Raw genomic sequence first — 16,766 nt, forward strand, 5'->3', positions numbered from 1 at the left:
AAGCATCATGCCGCGATCGCTCATCCTTCTGTCCATCCTGCTGTGCCTTCAAGCCGCGTGCACGCAGCCCGACGAAGGGGAATGGATCGAGCCCGGCGTTGCGGCTGCCGGGCGGACGGTGAACGGGGTGGGGATGGGGGAGATTCCCCTGGCGCAACTGGTACCGGACGTGGAGCAGGGCGAGTGCGAGATCTCGCACCGCCAGCCCAGCGGGTTCGGCATCGTGCAGATGGGCTGGCCCGCCGCGGAGGGTGACATGCGTACCGCCACGGTGATGCTGGATCGTGCCGGCCGGCTGATGAGCTATGGCGAGATGCGCAGGGCGGGGGCGGCCACCACCAGCGTCGTGGTGGACATGACCGACGGAACGGGCGGCGCCACCAACGTCACCGACGGCGGGGCGGTGATGACGATCGGGCGGGGAACGGCGGACGAGGCGCTGCGCAGCGAGGTGCTGGGCGTTCCCTCGCGCAGGATAGAGAGGATCCTGGCCCGCTGCGGGCGGCCGGGGACGAAGAGCCCACAATCCTGAACACGTACGGGGCGATGGCGGTCGACGAGCTGATTGGGCAGTTGAAGGCGCTTGAGGCGGAGGGGCTGGACGCCGTGCGCGCCGGCGGCGACGCCGCGGCGCTGGAGGCGCTGCGCATTGAGTACCTGGGCCGCAAGGGACGCCTTACCGGCATCCTGCGCCGCCTGGGCGAGCTCAGCGCCGAGGAGCGTCCCGCGGTGGGCGCGGAGGCCAACCGGGTCAAGGAAGCGCTCAACGTGCTGCTGGAGGAGCGCGAGGCGGGCTTTGCCGGCGCGGCGGACCAGGGGCCGCGCATTGACCTCACCCTTCCCGGCCGGCGGCGCTGGGAGGGCGGCGTGCACCCGGTAACGCTGGTGATCGACGAGATCTGCGACATCTTTCGCGACCTGGGCTTCAGCCGCGTGGCCGGCCCGGAGGTGGAGACGGTCGACTACAACTTCAGCAAGCTCAACACGCCGCTGGACCACCCCGCGGCCGACATGCACGACACCTTCTACCTGGCCGACGGCGTCGTCCTGCGCACGCACACGTCGCCCGCGCAGGCGCACGTGATGGAGAACTTTCAGCCGCCCGTGCGCGTGGTCGTTCCCGGGATGGTGTACCGCCGCGACCCGTTCGACGCCAGCCACGCGCCCGGCTTTGCGCAGCTGGAAGGGCTGGCGGTGGACGAGGGGATCACCTTCGCCGACTTCAAGGCGACCATCGGCGAGTTCGTGCGCCGCTTCTTTGGCGCCGACGCCAAGACGCGCTTTCGGCCGTCGTTCTTCCCCTTCACCGAGCCGTCGGCGGAGGTGGACGTGTCGTGCCGCATCTGCAAGGGCGCGGGGTGCAGCGCCTGCAAGCAGACGGGGTGGATGGAGATCATGGGGAGCGGCATGGTGCATCCCAACGTCTTCGAGGCCGTGGGCTACGATCCGGAGAAGTACACGGGATACGCGTTCGGCATGGGCCCTGGCCGCATCGCCATGCAGCGCTACGGTTTGCCGGACATCCGGCTGCTGTACGAGAGCGACATGCGGTTCTTGAAGCAGTTCGCGTGAGGTAGAAGAAGGGAATAGGGAATAGGGAATAGGGAATAGCCTGCAGGGGAAAACTGCACGGCATCCCTGATTCCCATCCTTATCCCTTGTTCCTGAGAGGCCGAAGCAACGACAAAAAACCGGGAAGGGGCAGGGACCCCGCGGACGCACCGAATCCATCGCCCGCTATTCCCTATTCCCTATTCCCTATTCCCTGTCAGTCATGAACATCTCCTATCGCTGGCTCCAATCCATTGCCCCCGGCCTGCAGGGCACCCCGCAGGAGCTCGCCGAACGCCTGGCGATGCTGGGCGCGCCCGTGGATGAGATCGTGGACCTGGGCGGGCAGATCGGCGACGTGGTGATCGCGCGCGTGGACGAGGTGCGCCAGCACCCCAACGCCGACCGCCTGCGCATCTGCACCGTCAACGCCGGTGGCGACGCGCCGCTGCAGGTGGTGTGCGGCGCGCCCAACGTGGAGGCGGGCGGGCTGTATCCGTTCGCGCCGGTCGGGGCCACGCTTCCCGGCGGGCTGGAGATCAAAAAGGCCAAGCTGCGCGGGGAGGAGTCGCAGGGAATGCTGTGCTCCGCGCGCGAGCTGGGGCTGGGGCGCGACCACGCGGGGCTGATGGCGCTGCGCGGCGACTTTTCGCCCGGCACCAACTTTCGCCAGGCGCTGGGGCTGGACGACTGGCAGCTGGTGGTGGACGTGACGCCCAACCGCGGCGAACTGCTGTCGCACCTGGGCGTGGCGCGCGAGCTGGCGCCCGGTGGCGAGGACGGCATCAAGCTGCCCAAGTTCCCCGGCGACCGCGGCCACGCGTGCCCCGTTAAGCAGGGGCGCCGCGAACTCGACGTGGGCGGGGTGGAGGTGCAGATCCAGGACGACCAGGGGTGCACGCGCTACATGGGCGCCGTCATCCGCGGCGTCGCGGTGGCGCCCTCGCCGGAGTGGCTGGCGACGCGGCTGCGCGCCGTCGGCGTGCGGCCGATCAACAACGTGGTCGATGCCACCAACTACGTGCTGCACGAGCTGGGGCAGCCGATTCACGCCTTTGACCTGGCGCTGCTGCGCGGCGGGCGCGTCGAGATCCGCGGCGCGCAGAACGGCGAGCGGCTGACCACGCTCGACGGCGTGGAGCGCGTGCTGGAGCCCACCGACGTGGTGATCGCGGACGGCGAGGGCGCGGTGGCGCTGGCCGGGGTCATGGGCGGCGCCAACAGCGAGGTCAGCGAGACGACGAGGGACCTGTTCGTGGAAGTCGCCCTCTTCGATCCAAAGGCGGTGCGCAAAGCGGCGCGGCGGCTGGGGCTGAACACCGACGCCTCGCACCGCTTCGAGCGCAGCGTGGACCCCGAGGGGCAGCCCGCCGCCATGAAGCGCGTGATCGAGCTGATCCTGGCCGTCGCCGGCGGGGAGGCCGTGGGCGCGGTGGACCTGGTGCCGCACCCCTTCGAGCGGCTGAAGGTGGGCGTGCGCGAGGAGCGGGTGGAAAAGGTGCTGGGCGTGCCGATCAGCGCCAAGGAGATCGCCGAGCTGCTGGAGCCGATCGGCTTCGAGGTCAACACGCGGCCGCGGCCCATGCGCGTGCTGGTTCCCGGATTTCGCCCGGATGTGACGGCGGAGGTCGACGTGATCGAGGAGATCGCGCGGCGCCGCGGCTACGGCTCGTTCCCCGAGGCCATGCGCCCCTTCCGCCCCACCGCCGTTCCGGAGCATCCGTCCGTCGCCGTCGAGCGGCGCGTGCGCGACCTGCTGGCGCGCTGGGGATTCCTGGAGTCGGTGACGACGGGGTTCGCGCCGGAGTCGCCGGGCGCGGTGCCGCTGCTGAACCCGCTTTCGGCGGAGGAGGGTTTTCTGCGGACGTCGCTGGTTCCCGGGCTGCTGCGGCGGCTGGAGCACAACCTGGCGCACGGCGTCCGCGACGTGCGGCTGTTCGAGGTGGGCACGGTCTTCACCGCGGGTGATGGCGGTGGGCTGCCGCGCGAGGAGCGGCGGGTGGCGGCGGCCTTCACCGGCACCAGCCGACCCGCGCACTGGTCCGGCCCCGCGCCGGAGTGGGACGCGTGGGACCTGAAGGGGCTGATGGAGGAACTCGCCGCCCAGCATCCGGGCGCCGTGGTGGATGCGGCGGATGGCCGGTTCACGGTTTCGGTGGATGGACACGACAAGGGCAACGGCCGCGCCGCCGCGGAGGGCGAGGTGGACGTGCCCGCGTGGGCGGGGACGGTGTTCGTGCTGGAGGTGCGGCTTCCGGATGCGGTCGCGTCGCGGCGGGCGGTGACGTACCAGCCGCTGCCGGTGCATCCCGGTTCCGAGCGCGACCTGGCCCTTATCGTCCCCACGACCATTCGTGGCACGGACGTGTCGGGGACGATCCGGCAGGCGGCGGGGGCGCTGCTGGAGGACGCGTATCCCTTTGACCTGTACGAGGGGAAGGGGATTCCGGAGGGGACGCGCAGCCTGGCGTTCCGGCTGCGGTTCCGGGCGCCGGAGCGCACCCTGACGGACGCGGAGGTAGACGGCGCCGTGACGAGCGTGCTGTCGGCGCTGGAGGAGCGGCACGGTGTCCGGCGTCGCTGATCCCCCCGTACTCCCCGCGGACGCGCCCGCGCCGGCCGAGACGCCGGCGTGGGAGCGGCTGGAGCACGCCGCCCGCGGTGCCGTGTCGGCGCTGGGCGAGTGGCGCCGCCGCGCGCTGGAGGCCGAGCACGAGGTGCAGCGCCTGCGCACGGAGCTGGAGCAGCTGACCTCGCTGGGCCCGATGCCCTCCGACGAGGCGGGGGACGAGCTGCGGCGCCTGCGCGCGGAGAACGCTCTGCTCACCAGCCGCGCCGCCGAGGCGCGGCAGCGAGTCAGCGGCCTGCTGGCGCGCCTGTCCGTGCTGGAGAATCGCCCGTGAGCCGCCGCAAGGCGCCGCCCCCGCGGCAGTCCGTTACGGTAGAGATCGCCGGAGAGCGGCACGTGCTGCGCTCCGACATGCCGCCCGAGTACACGCGCGCCGTCGCCCAGCACGTGGACGACACCCTGCGCGCGCTTCCCAGCTTTCCCACGCTGGAGCCCGTCCGCGCGGCAATCCTGGCGTCGCTCTCCATCACCGACGAGCTGTTCCGCGCCCGCCAGGAGGTCGACCGCCTCCGCGCCGAGATCGAGCAGAAGACCGCCGATCTCGCCGCGATCCTCGAAGAAGCGCAGACGCCGGGCTGATTTTCCTGCCTCACCTGACGTCGACTTTCGCTCCCCCGGGCCCCCACTGTCATCCTGAGGGAGCGCACGCCCATAACTTGCCTGACCACAGTAGCTTGCGCGCGACCGAAGGATCTTTGTCGGGTCGCGCGAGACCCAGCCCCCGGGAGCCGTTCAAGTGGCTGAGACGCGTAGGCAAGATTCTTTGGTCGGCGCCTCCCTCAGCCTCAGGAAGTCACGCTATTGTACGGTGTAGCAACACCCTCCGAGGACCCTGGGCGTAAGGCAGGGCTCGTCGCGCATCGGATAGAGATCCTTCGGTCGGCGCACGGGCTGCCGCGTGTCCCCGACAGTTCGGGAGGCGCCTCTCTCAGGATGACAGGTGGGGCGGACGGAGGTGCACGGAGAGGTGTTGGCAAGCTTCGCTTCCTCCGATTGAGGCACGCTGTTGTCGCACGGCAGGGCCCGGACCGAGAAGTACTCTCGTTTCTCCTGAACGGAGGGCTCGGGCCGAATCGGCGGAGTCAACCTCGTACGAACTCCGTTAACTCCGTTGACTCCGTGTGAGGCAATTTCTTCGTGGTTCCGGCCGGTGCACAGGGTCTGGTGCTCTTGCCACGGTCACGTAACTGAGCGTATGTTTTCCCGTTGCGGCCCTCTCCCGCCGCACGGCCTGAGCAGGGCTCAGCAGTCCAACGGTGGCGGGGTGATCGGGCTCGGCCACCGTTTTCATTTGCACCGGCCGCGGGTACGCCCGCGCTGAGAATAAAGACACACGATGGAGATTCTGCTGATCGTCGCCGCGGCCGTGGTCGCGGGCGCAGTCGGCTTCTTTGCAGGGAAGTCGGTCACCGATTCGCGTACCCAGGCCCGCCTGACCGCGGCGAAAGCCACCGCGCAGGACGAGGCCGGCCGCATTCTCGCCGCCGCCCAGCAGGAGGCCGAGAGCCTGCGCAAGGCCGAGGTGCTCAAGGGGCGCGAAGAGGCCATCCGCTCCCGCGAAGCGTGGGAGCGCGAAGAAGCCAAGCGCCGCGACGAGGTGGACCGCCTGGAGCGCCGGCTGCAGGAGCGCACCGAGACGCTCGATCGCAAGCTGCACCAACTGGACGAGAAGGGCGAGGCGCAGGAGCGCCGTGCGCAGAAGCTGGGCGAGCGCGAAAAGCAGGTGGAGCAGCAGTCCGTGGAGCTGTCCAACCGCATCGGCGAGGCGCAGCACCGGCTGGAGACGCTCGCCGGCCTGAGCGCCGACGAGGCGCGCCGGCAGCTGATGCACGACATGGAGGAGCAGGCCCGCGCGGCGGGCGCCCAGCGCGTCCGCGAGATCAAGGAAGAAGCCAAGCGCGACGCCGAGCGCGAGGCCAAGAAGATCATCTCGCTGGCCATCCAGCGCATCGCCGCCGACCACACGGCCGAGACCACCGTCTCCGTCGTCGCGCTGCCGTCGGACGAGATGAAGGGGCGCATCATCGGCCGCGAGGGGCGCAACATCCGCGCGTTCGAGCAGGCCACCGGCATCGACGTCATCATCGACGACACGCCGGAAGCGGTGGTGCTGAGCGGGTTCGATCCCGTGCGGCGCGAGACGGCGCGCATCGCCCTGGAAAAGCTGGTGTCCGACGGGCGCATTCACCCCGGGCGCATTGAAGAAGTGGTGGGCAAGGCGCGCAAGGAGGTGGAGAACGGGATGCGCGAGGCCGCCGAGGAGATCCTGTACGAGCTGGGGATCCACGGCGTGCACCCCGAGATCGTCAAGGTGCTGGGGCGGCTGAAGTTCCGCACCTCGTACGGGCAGAACCAGCTGCTGCACGCCAAGGAAGTGGCCATCCTGGCGGGCAACATGGCCGCGGAGATGGGCTTCGACGCCACGCTGGCCAAGCGCATGGGCCTGCTGCACGACGTGGGCAAGGGGATGACTCACGAGCACGAGGGCACCCACGTGGAACTGGGCTACAACCTGTGCAAGAAGTACAACGAGCCGGCGCAGGTGCTCAACGCCATCAAGGCGCACCACGACGAGGAGCCGCACCTGTATCCCGAGAGCTTCCTGGTCACCGCGGGCGACGCCATCAGCGGGTCGCGCCCGGGCGCGCGGCGCGAAATGTTCGAGACGTACGTCAAGCGGCTGGAGAAGCTCGAGGAGATCGCCACCAGCTTTCCCGGTGTGGAGCGCTGCTTTGCCATCCAGGCCGGCCGTGAGCTGCGCGTGCTGGTGACGCCGGAAGCCGTGTCGGACGAGGAGATGACGCGCCTGTCGGAAGAAACGGCGCGCCGCATCGAGGCCGAGCTGCAGTATCCGGGGCAGATCAAGGTCGTGGTCATTCGCGAAACGCGCGCGGTGGATTTCGCCCGCTGATCCTGGCCCTGACGCAGTGCAAGTTGGGCCCGCGCCACCCGATACAGGGAGCGCGGGCCCTTCGTGTCTGATTGTGTCCGATGGACAGCCGGAGGTGTTTCGGTTTATTTTCGGATAAGGGTCGCGCGAGCGGGCCTGGCGATGTAGACTTCGGCGCGCGGCGGGCGGGCCCTCTCCCCCGACCGGCCTTTTGCTCGTTCCTCGCAACGGCGGTCGACCCCTCCCCCAAACGGCGGGGGAGGGGTGGTGTGGGAGCGAGGTCTGTCGCGCGGGATCGAACTCTCCCCTCTCCGTGAGGAACGAACGGGGAGGGGCCGGGGGAGGGGCACCCCCGCGGACGCAGTTCGGTGCCTTTCGGCGACGCTCGTTACGTGCGGCGTCGCCTGTTCAGGTCTTCATCAACATCGAAAGATCACGTGCGGATTCTCTTCGTGGCGGACGTCATCGGCTCACCGGGGCGGCGGGTGCTCAAGCAGCTGGTGAGGCTGGTAAAGGCGGACGTGCGCGCCGACGTCGTCGTGGCCAACGGCGAAAACTCGGCGGGCGGGTTCGGCATCACGCCCGAGACGGTGGCGGAGTTCAAGGAAGCCGGGGTGGACGTGATCACCACCGGCAACCACGTGTGGGACAAGAAGGAGATCCTTCCGCTGCTGGACAAGGAGCCGCGCCTGCTGCGCCCCGCCAACTACCCGCCCGGAAACCCGGGGCGCGGATCCGTCGTCATCAACGTGGGGACGACGCGGCTGGCGGTGATGAACCTGCAGGGACGCACCTTCATGTCCCCCATCGACGATCCCTTTCGCGCCGCGGACGCCATGATCGCCGAGCTCAAGGACCAGGCGGACGTGATCGTCGTCGAGTTCCACGCCGAGGCAACGAGCGAAAAGCAGGCGTTCGCGCGCTACCTGGACGGGCGCGTGGCGGCCGTGGTGGGCACGCACACGCACTGCCAGACGGCGGACGAGTGGGTGCAGCCGAAAGGAACCGCGCGCATCACCGACCTGGGGCTCACGGGCGGGCTGGACGGCATCATCGGGATGAAGGCCGACATCAGCATCGAGCGGCAGCTCAAGGTGGCGCGCGGCGAGCGGATGCAGCCCGCCGACGGCGACCTGCACCTGCAGGGCGCGGTGGTGGATGTAGATGAGGCCACCGGACTTGCGCGCTCCATCGAGCGGGTAAACGTTCCCTACGAGCGGGTGCTCCAGGGCGAGTTCAAACGGAAATAGGGCATGGCGGCAAGGATCATCGATGGGGCGGCGGTAGCGCGCGACATCCGCGCCGAGGCGGCGGCCGAGGTGGCGCAGCTGCGCGCCGAAGGCACGGTGCCGGGCTTGGCCGTGGTGCTGGTGGGCAACGACCCCGCCAGCGAGGTCTACGTGCGCAGCAAGACGCGCGCGTGCCACGAGGCGGGAATGCACTCGCGCCTGGTGCAGCTTCCGGCGCAGAGCACCGCGGACGAGCTGTTCGGCACCATCGACGGGCTGAACGCGGACCCCGGGATCCACGGGATGCTCGTTCAGCTTCCGCTCCCCCCGCACCTGAACCCCAAGCTGTTCCTGGAGCGCGTCAGTCCCGCCAAAGACGTGGACGGGTTCCATCCCATGAACGTGGGCCGCGCCTTCGTGGGCGATCCCAACGGCTTTGTCCCCGCCACGCCGGAGGGGATCATGGAGCTGCTGCGGCGCGAGCGCATCGACACCCACGGCAAGCACGCGGTGATCGTGGGCCGCAGCCTGATCGTCAGCAAGCCGCTGGCGAGCCTGCTGATGGCGCCGGGGCCCAACGCCACCGTCACCCTGTGCCACCGCCACACCGCCGACCTCGCCCAGCACACGCGGATGGCCGACATCCTGGTCGTCGCCGTGGGCAAGCCGGGGCTGATCACGGGCGACATGGTCAAGCCCGGCGCCGCCGTGTTCGACGTAGGCGTCACGCGCGTGGACGATCCCGCGGCGCCCAAGGGTTACCTGATCAGGGGGGACGTGGATTTTGACGCGGTGTCGCAGGTGGCGTCGGCCATCACCCCCGTCCCCGGCGGTGTGGGGCCGATGACGATCGCCATGCTGCTGCGCAACACCATCACCGCGGCCCGCCGCGCGCACGACCGCACCCACCGCCGCACGCCGGCCGTCGCGCGGTGACCTGGGATCTGTTCTCCGCCGCCGCGGCTTCCACACCCGAGCCGCTGAACGAGACGCGCAACGAGGACGTGGCGCGCCTGGTGGCCGCGCAGCAGGCGGACGCGGGCTTTCCGGACGACCCCATCGAGGCGGTGGTGGAGTTGGAGACGCCCGCGAAGCCTGGTATCCTGGGCCTGCTCCCGGTCAAGCCGAAGCGCGGGAAACGTTCGGCGAGCAAGGCACAGGCGGAGGCGCCGGAGGGCGGATGGACGCCGTCGACGCTGAACTCCGCTGCGCGCCACCTGATCGAGGGGATGTTCCCCGCGCTCTGGGTCTCGGGCGAGGTGAGCAACTTTACCCGCGCGCGCTCCGGGCACTGTTACTTCAGCCTGCGCGACCGCGACGCGCAGATCCGCTGCGTGATGTGGCGCGAGGAGGCCAAGCGCCTCCCCACGCAGCCCGCCGAGGGGATGGAGGTGCGCGTCCTCGGCAGGTTGACGATTTACGAGGGGCGCGGCGAGTTCCAGCTCTCCGTTTCGGAGCTGGAGGCCAAGGGCGAGGGGCTGTTCAAGCTGGCCATCGACCGGCTGCGCACCAAGCTGGAGACGGAGGGGCTGACCTCGCCGCACCGCAAGCGGCCGATCCCGCCCCATCCGGCGTGTGTGGGGGTGGTCACCAGCTCTGCGGGAGCGGCGCTGCGCGACGTGATCTCCGTCATCCGCCGCCGCGCGCCGTGGACGCGCATCGTCCTCAGCGCCGCGCGGGTGCAGGGCGAGGGTGCCGCCGCGGAGATCGCGGAGGCTATCCGCCGCATCGGCGCGGCGGGGTGTGCGGACGTGCTGATCGTGGGGCGGGGCGGGGGATCCATCGAGGACCTGTGGGCGTTCAACGAAGAGATCGTCGCCCGCGCCATCGCGGAATCGCCGGTGCCCGTGATCAGCGCCGTGGGGCACGAGACGGATTTTACCATCGCCGACCTGGTGGCGGACCTGCGCTCGCCCACGCCCTCCGCCGCGGCGGAGGCGGCGGTGCCGGATGCCAACGCGGTGCGCCGCGAGCTTTCGGACCTGCGCGAGCGAATGGCGCGCTGCACGCGCGACCAGGTCGACCGCGGCCGCGATACGCTGTTCAACGCGCGCCTGGACCTGCGCGACGCAGGCGACCGCCTGATCCGCCGCCGCCGTGAGCAGGCTGCCTCCCTCGCCGCCCGGCTGAACGCGCTGTCGCCGCTCTCCACGCTGGCCCGCGGCTTTGCCGTGCCGCTGGACCCCGCCGGCCGCGTCCTGCGCCGCACCGCCGACTTCCGGCCGGGTGAGCCGTTCCGGCTGCGAGTGGTGGATGGGACGGTGGAGGCGCGGGTGGAGGGGATGGGGGGGACGGCGGAGGGGGTGGAGTAAGAGCAGGCGGTGGAGTGTTACCGCCGCGCCCCCTCCGGGCTCGCACCACTCGCCCACCTCCCCCAAAAAAGACTGGGGGAGGTTGAACTGCGATGCTGCGTGGTGGGGGCAGGTGTGGCGTGCCTGGCCAGCGCCCCCTCCGCTCGCTTAGGCTCGCACCTCCCCCAAAAAGGACTGGGGGAGGTTGAACTGCGATTCTGCGTGGTGGGGGGGCAGGTGTGGCGCGCCTGGCTAGCGGCCCCTCCGCTCGCTTAGGCTCGCACCTCCTCCAAAAACTGGTGGAGGTGAATCACGGTACGGTGCGGATGGAGAAATCCGATGCGCAGAACGATTCGTGGCACTTCGCGTGAGCTGGAGGAGGCGGCGCGCAGCATGCGTCGCCAGCCCACATGGCCGAAGAGGTGTTGTGGGGTGCGCTGCAGAAGAAACAGGTGGCCGGCCTGAAGTTCCGACGCCAGCACCCGGTGGACCGCTTCGTCCTGGACTTCTACTGCCCGTCGCACAAGCTGGTGATCGAAGTCGACGGCGGGGTGCATGACCAGCAGGCGGAGCGGGACGCGGAGCGAACGAAGGTGCTGCAGGCATACGGCTACCGAGTTCTGCGCTTCCGCAACGAGCAGGTGCTGCACGAACTACCGAAGGTAGTGCAGGAAATTGCGGCCGCCGCTGCATCACAAGTCCACACAGCGCAGCCTGCATAACCCCAACCTCCCCCAGGGTTTTTTGGGGGAGGTGCGAGCGGAGGGGGCGCGGAGGGTCGCGTTGGATTTGGCCCCTCGCACCAGACCGAATCAAATCGTCGTAGTAGAAGATATGACCATCACATCCCCATCCACCGACCCGCACGCCGGCTGGACGCTGGAGGCCGCGCTCGACCGCCTGAACGAGATCGTGGGGCGCATCGAGGGCGAGTCGCTGGAATTGGACGAGTCGCTGGCCCTGTTCGAGGAGGGCGTACGGCTGCTGCGCTTTGCCGAGGGCGTGCTGCAGGGCGCCGACGAGCGTATCCGCCAGCTGCTGGACGACGGCAGCGGCGGCTCGCGCCTGGAAGACTTTCGCGAAGAGCCGTGACCCCGCTCGCCGTGACCGATCCGCCAGCCTCGTTCGACGTGGAGGCGTTCCTGGGCGCCGAGCGCGGCCGGGTGAACGCCGCCCTCTCCGCACTCGCGTCGTCGCGCGTGGAGGGCGCGCCTACCGTGCTGCGCGAGGCGATGCAGTACGCGCTCGCCACGCCCGGCAAGCGGCTGCGCCCCGCGCTCTGCATTACCGCATACCGCCTGCTGCGGCCCGGGCCCGCGCCGGACGCCGTGTACCGCCTGTCGTGCGTCGTGGAGATCATCCACACCTACTCGTTGGTGCACGACGACCTGCCGTGCATGGATGACGACGAACTGCGCCGCGGCCGGCCTACGGTGCACGTGGTTTTCGATCCCGGCACGGCGGTGCTGGCGGGCGCGGCGCTCATCCCCGCGGCGGTGCGGGTGCTGGATGACGCCGCGCGCGAGTTGGGGCTGGACGCGCCGGCGCGCGGCCGCATGATCGGCGAGCTGTGCCGGGCCGGCGCTGCGCAGGGGATGGTGGGCGGGCAGTGGCTGGACCTGATCGGCGAGCAGCCCGGCGCGACGGTCGATGCGGACGGGCTGGAGCGCATCCACCGCCTGAAGACGGGTGCGCTGCTGGCCGTGTCGCTGCGCATGGGCGCGATGGCCGCCGGGGCGGATGAGGCGCGGCTGGAGGCGCTGACGGCGTACGGCAACGAGCTGGGGCTCGCCTTTCAGATCGTGGACGACGTGCTGGACGTCACGCGCACGGCTGAGGAGCTGGGGAAGACGGCGGGGAAGGACGTGGACGCGGGCAAGGCGACGTATCCCTCGCTCTTCGGCCTCCAGCGGGCGCGGGAGATGGCGGTGGAGCGCACCGGACACGCGGTGGATGCGCTGCGCGCGGTGGACATCCACTCGCCGGAGCTGGAGGCGCTGGCGGCGTACGTGCTGGAGCGCGGCCGGTGAACGCGCTGCGCGAGCTGTTCGCCCCGCTGATTGCGTGGAACCCGCCGCTGGCGCTCGCCTTTCTGGCGATGCTCACGGCGCAGGGCTTCAAGTTCATCCGTTCCATCTTCCGCCGCCGCCGGCCGGACTTTACCCGGCTGATCGGCACGGGGGGGATGCCGTCGGCGCACTCGGCGTCGGTTACGGCGCTGAGCGTGGGGGTGGGGATCGGGCACGGGTGGGGCTCGCCGCTCTTCGCGGTGGCGGCGTTCTTTTCCGTCATCACCATGTACGACGCCACGGGGATCCGCCGCGCGGCCGGCAAGCAGGCCCGCATCCTCAACCGCCTGGTCGAGGACCTGCACGAGCACCACAAGATCACCCCCGAACGCCTTGCCGAGCTGCTGGGCCACACCCCGCTCGAGGTGCTGGTAGGTGCGCTGTACGGCGCCGTTCTGGCGTTCCTGCTGCATCCGTAGAAGATCATCCCGCGGTCGTGGTGCGGCGACGGCACCATGACCGCCCGGAATCAACGGTGCCCGACAGGTTCTACGCGCACCGCGAGTCTGGCGGAGGTCGAGGCACTGGCGTTGCTTCAGGGACCTTCATTAAGCTTGTGATCGAACTACCCGCCCCCAGACCCAGGACACACCCATGGTTGCTCCGTCGATCGCCCCCGAACAGTTGAAAGACGCGCTGAAGGCGGCCCTTGTAGAGGTGCTCGAAGAGCGGTCCGACCTGCTGCGCGACGTGCTGGCCGAAGTACTCGAAGACTTCGCGCTTACGCGTGCCATTCAGGAAGGTGACACTGGCGAGCGCGTGTCCCGGGAGGAAGTGTTTCAGGCCCTGGACGCCCTGAAGTGAAGACGGAGTTCACGCCTGCGTTTCTCCGGGATCTCCGCAAGCTCCCCGACGCAGTCGTGGGAGAGCAGGTCCGTAATGCGATCCTCACTGTCGAGCAGGCAGTCGACCTGCGGAGCGTGCCAAACCTCAAGAAGATGACCGGCGTGGGACCCTACTACCGAATCCGCACCGGTGAATACCGGATCGGGCTGCGAGTAGAAGAGCAGACGGTCGTCTTCATTCGCGTCCTGCCTCGTGGCGATATCTACCGGTACTTTCCGTAATCGTCCCCCCTCACCCACTTGTCGATTCTGCGTTGTAGTTGACGCACAGGTGTCCGCTTTATACTATAAAGCGGAATCGCGCGGCGGTGTTACCGCTCTGCGCGACAGATGATTGGACGAGTGGCGCTCAGTGCGGTAAGTTGACGGTGGCGCGGACCATGCTGCCCCGCGCCTGGACACGAGTGGAACCGAGGACGAGCCTTGTCGCTTCTGGATACCGTCAGGACCCCCGAAGACGTGCGCGCGCTGCCCGAGGCGCAACTGCCGGAGCTGTGCGTGGACGTGCGCGACCGCGTGATCGACGTGGTATCGCGGCACAAGGGCGCGCACTTTGGCAGCAACCTGGGCACGGTAGAGCTTACCGTGGCGCTGCACCGCGTCTTCGACACCCCGCGCGACCAGCTGATCTGGGACGTGGGGCACCAGGCGTATCCGCACAAGATCCTCACCGGGCGCAACGAGCGGATGGACAGCATCCGCAAGCGCAACGGGCTCAGCGGTTTCCTTCGCCGCGACGAGAGCGACTATGACGTCTTTGGCGCGGGGCATGCGGGGACATCCATCTCCGCCGCCGTGGGCGTGGCCGCCGCGCGCGACCTGAAGGGCGAGGACTTCGAGGTCATCGCCGTCATCGGCGACGGATCCATGACGTGCGGGCTGCCGTACGAGGCGCTGAACAACGCCGGCCACACCGACCGCGACCTCATCGTCATCCTGAACGACAACGAGATGTCCATCTCCCCCAACGTGGGGGCGCTGCACAAGTACCTGGGCATCCACAAGACGCTCACCGACGTCCGCACCTCGTCGGTGTACAACCGGCTGCGTGAGGAGATCAAGAAGCTCATCCACGCGGCGCCCAGCCGGCTGGGCACCATCGGCGAGATGATGGAGCACTTTGCGGTGCGCGCGGACGACGCCATGAAGGGGATGTTCGTCCCCGGCATGCTGTTCGAGCAGCTGGGCTTTCGCTACGCGGGGCCGGTGGACGGGCACGACGTCAACGCGCTGATCCGCACCCTGGAGGGCGTCAAGAACATGAAGGGCCCGCGCCTGGTGCACGTGCTGACCAAGAAGGGCAAGGGCTTCGCGCCGGCCGAGGCGGACCAGGTGAAGTGGCACGCGGCGGCGCTCTTCGACAAGGAGACGGGCGCGCCGCTCAAGAAGCCGTCCGGCGCGGTCGCCATGCCGCGCTACCAGCAGGTGTTCGGCGAGGCGCTGACGGAGCTGGCGAACACGGACGAAAAGGTGGTCGCCATCACCGCGGCCATGGCCGGCGGCACGGGGACGGACATCTTTGAAAAGGCGCACCCCGGCCGCTTCTTCGACGTGGGGATCGCCGAGGGGCACGCGGTGACCTTCGCGGCCGGGCTGGCGACGCAGGGGATCAAGCCGGTGGTCGCCATCTACAGCACCTTTCTGCAGCGCGCGTACGACAACATCGTGCACGACGTGGCGCTTCAGGACCTGCCGGTGACGTTCGTGATGGACCGCGCCGGCATCGCGGGCGACGACGGGCCCACGCACCACGGCGGCATCGACATCGGCTACATGCTTGCCGTGCCGGGGATGACGATCACGGCGCCCCGCGACGCGGACCAGCTGATCGGGCTGATGCGGACGTCGCTGGGGCACACGGGCGGCCCCTTCTGCATCCGCATCCCCCGCGACGGCGTGCCCGCGCTGCCGAAGCCGGTGGCGGAGATCGAGGCGATCCCGGTCGGCACCTGGGAGACGCTGCGGCAGGGCAAGGACGTCGCCATTCTGGCCACGGGGACGATGGTGCTGCCGGCGATCGCCGCGGCGGAGGCGCTGCAGCGCGAGGGGGTGCAGGCGACGGTGGTGGACTGCCGCTACATCAAGCCGCTGGATGAGCGCACGCTGGAGCGGCTGTTCCCCGGCCACGGCTACGTGCTGACGGTGGAGGAGGGGACGGACGCCAACGGCTTTGGCGCGTACGTTCGCCGCTTCATCAACGACCGCTGGCCGGGCGTGCGCGGCGCGACGATGGGGCTGCCGGACGGCTTCGTGGAGCACGGCGAGCGCGCGGAGCTGCTGGCGGAGCTGGGGCTTACGGCGGAGGGGATCGCCGCGCGCGCCCGTGAGCTGCTGGGCAAGCCGCTGCGAAAGCTGGCCGAGACCGCCTGATGGCGGAACCGCGCCGCATCGGGGTCGTCGGCCACAGCAACTACGCAATCCTGGGCGAGACCGTCGCCCGCCTTCAGGCGTTCGCCGGGCGGGAGGCGGTCTCGCTATTCTTTGAGCCCGACCTGGCCGGGCACGTGGGCGACGGCGCGCACGAGCTTACGCCGGACATCTGCCGCGAGCTGGACCTGCTGGTGACGCTGGGCGGCGACGGCACGCTGCTGCGCGGGGCGCGGATGGTGGCGGCGGACGGGGTGCCGGTGCTGGGCATCAACCTGGGGCACCTGGGCTTTCTGACCAGCGCGCCGCCCGACGCGGTGGAGGAGGCGCTGGCGCACTGGCTGGCCGGCGACTTCGACATCGACGCGCGGATGGTGCTGGCGGTGCACGCGGAGGACGGCGACGGACGCGCGGGGAAGACCCACCTGGCGCTGAACGACGCGGTGCTGCACAAGACCGGCGCCGCGCGCGTGATCCGGCTGAGCATGCGCGCCCAGCGGGACGTGGTGGGCAGCTACAGCGCGGACGGGATCATCCTGGCCACGCCCACGGGCTCCACGGCCTACTCCCTCTCCGCTGGCGGGCCCATCGTCTCGCCGTCGGTGGACTGCATCATCGCGACCCCCATCTGCCCGCACACCCTGGGCGTGCGCCCGCTCATCCTTCCCGCGGACGAGACGATCACCGTCGAGGTGCTGTCGCCCACCGAGGAACTGATCCTGACCATCGACGGCCAGGAGCACGAGCGCCTGGTCCCTGGCCAGAAGGTCGTCGCCCGCCGCGCCGAGCAGCCCGTGCGCCTGGTACGCTTCGCCGGCCAGACCTTTTTCCAGACCCTCCGCCGCAAGCTCAAGTGGGGCGACCTGGCCGAGCGGGAGTAATAGATCCGCTACGT

17 protein-coding genes are annotated in these 16,766 nt (G+C 69.7%); all 17 read left to right on the top strand.

The annotated features are described in order from the left end of the window. Positions 1-7 precede the first annotated feature (7 nt). Positions 8-532, top strand: a complete 525-nt coding sequence (locus tag ACOJUJ_RS20395; protein ID WP_420128749.1) for a hypothetical protein — start codon at positions 8-10, stop codon at positions 530-532. 14 nt (positions 533-546) lie between these two features. Then, the gene (gene pheS, locus ACOJUJ_RS20400; protein WP_420128750.1) at positions 547-1,572 is read left to right on the top strand and encodes a phenylalanine--tRNA ligase subunit alpha; all 1,026 of its coding nucleotides are present in this window, start codon (positions 547-549) and stop codon (positions 1,570-1,572) included. A 202-nt stretch (positions 1,573-1,774) separates the two neighbouring features. Continuing rightward, complete coding sequence (pheT, locus tag ACOJUJ_RS20405; RefSeq protein ID WP_420128751.1) at positions 1,775-4,135, top strand: phenylalanine--tRNA ligase subunit beta; 2,361 nt, start codon at positions 1,775-1,777, stop codon at positions 4,133-4,135. Continuing rightward, entirely contained in the window at positions 4,119-4,454 is a 336-nt protein-coding gene (locus tag ACOJUJ_RS20410) for a hypothetical protein (protein ID WP_420128752.1), read from the top strand. Before pheT ends, ACOJUJ_RS20410 begins: the two co-directional genes overlap by 17 nt. Beyond that, positions 4,451-4,759: a cell division protein ZapA gene (locus tag ACOJUJ_RS20415; protein ID WP_420128753.1), complete on the top strand. Its 309-nt coding sequence runs from the start codon at positions 4,451-4,453 to the stop codon at positions 4,757-4,759. The genes ACOJUJ_RS20410 and ACOJUJ_RS20415 overlap by 4 nt, the downstream gene beginning before the upstream one ends. Positions 4,760-5,516: 757 nt before the next feature. Continuing rightward, on the top strand, positions 5,517-7,091 hold the full coding sequence (rny, locus tag ACOJUJ_RS20420) for a ribonuclease Y (RefSeq protein ID WP_420128754.1): 1,575 nt from the start codon (positions 5,517-5,519) through the stop codon (positions 7,089-7,091). Between the two features lie 416 nt (positions 7,092-7,507). After that, a complete protein-coding gene (locus ACOJUJ_RS20425) occupies positions 7,508-8,320 on the top strand; it encodes a TIGR00282 family metallophosphoesterase (RefSeq protein WP_420128755.1) in 813 nt (270 codons plus the stop codon). A 3-nt stretch (positions 8,321-8,323) separates the two neighbouring features. Next, positions 8,324-9,235, top strand: coding sequence for a bifunctional 5,10-methylenetetrahydrofolate dehydrogenase/5,10-methenyltetrahydrofolate cyclohydrolase (locus ACOJUJ_RS20430; RefSeq protein ID WP_420128756.1), 912 nt, complete (start codon positions 8,324-8,326; stop codon positions 9,233-9,235). Then, a complete protein-coding gene (gene xseA, locus ACOJUJ_RS20435; protein WP_420128757.1) occupies positions 9,232-10,611 on the top strand; it encodes an exodeoxyribonuclease VII large subunit in 1,380 nt (459 codons plus the stop codon). The genes ACOJUJ_RS20430 and xseA overlap by 4 nt, the downstream gene beginning before the upstream one ends. Positions 10,612-11,000: 389 nt before the next feature. Continuing rightward, positions 11,001-11,312 carry an endonuclease domain-containing protein gene (locus ACOJUJ_RS20440; RefSeq protein WP_420128758.1) on the top strand — a complete coding sequence of 104 codons (312 nt, stop codon included), beginning with the start codon at positions 11,001-11,003 and terminating at the stop codon, positions 11,310-11,312. Positions 11,313-11,424: 112 nt separating this feature from the next. Beyond that, positions 11,425-11,682: an exodeoxyribonuclease VII small subunit gene (gene xseB / locus ACOJUJ_RS20445; protein WP_420128759.1), complete on the top strand. Its 258-nt coding sequence runs from the start codon at positions 11,425-11,427 to the stop codon at positions 11,680-11,682. Next, entirely contained in the window at positions 11,679-12,620 is a 942-nt protein-coding gene (locus ACOJUJ_RS20450; RefSeq protein WP_420128760.1) for a polyprenyl synthetase family protein, read from the top strand. The genes xseB and ACOJUJ_RS20450 overlap by 4 nt, the downstream gene beginning before the upstream one ends. Next, positions 12,617-13,078 (top strand): divergent PAP2 family protein, encoded by a 462-nt coding sequence (locus tag ACOJUJ_RS20455; protein WP_420128761.1) that lies wholly within the window; start codon positions 12,617-12,619, stop codon positions 13,076-13,078. The genes ACOJUJ_RS20450 and ACOJUJ_RS20455 overlap by 4 nt, the downstream gene beginning before the upstream one ends. A gap of 175 nt (positions 13,079-13,253) precedes the next feature. Next, positions 13,254-13,463: a hypothetical protein gene (locus ACOJUJ_RS20460; RefSeq protein WP_420128762.1), complete on the top strand. Its 210-nt coding sequence runs from the start codon at positions 13,254-13,256 to the stop codon at positions 13,461-13,463. Continuing rightward, the gene (locus ACOJUJ_RS20465) at positions 13,460-13,726 is read left to right on the top strand and encodes a type II toxin-antitoxin system RelE family toxin (protein WP_420128763.1); all 267 of its coding nucleotides are present in this window, start codon (positions 13,460-13,462) and stop codon (positions 13,724-13,726) included. The genes ACOJUJ_RS20460 and ACOJUJ_RS20465 overlap by 4 nt, the downstream gene beginning before the upstream one ends. A gap of 201 nt (positions 13,727-13,927) precedes the next feature. Next, positions 13,928-15,874 (top strand): 1-deoxy-D-xylulose-5-phosphate synthase, encoded by a 1,947-nt coding sequence (dxs, locus tag ACOJUJ_RS20470; RefSeq protein ID WP_420128764.1) that lies wholly within the window; start codon positions 13,928-13,930, stop codon positions 15,872-15,874. Continuing rightward, positions 15,874-16,752 carry an NAD(+)/NADH kinase gene (locus ACOJUJ_RS20475; RefSeq protein WP_420128765.1) on the top strand — a complete coding sequence of 293 codons (879 nt, stop codon included), beginning with the start codon at positions 15,874-15,876 and terminating at the stop codon, positions 16,750-16,752. The genes dxs and ACOJUJ_RS20475 overlap by 1 nt, the downstream gene beginning before the upstream one ends. The last annotated feature ends 14 nt before the right edge of the window (positions 16,753-16,766 follow it).

The organism is Longimicrobium sp., assembly GCF_048594345.1.
GTDB lineage: Bacteria > Gemmatimonadota > Gemmatimonadetes > Longimicrobiales > Longimicrobiaceae > Longimicrobium.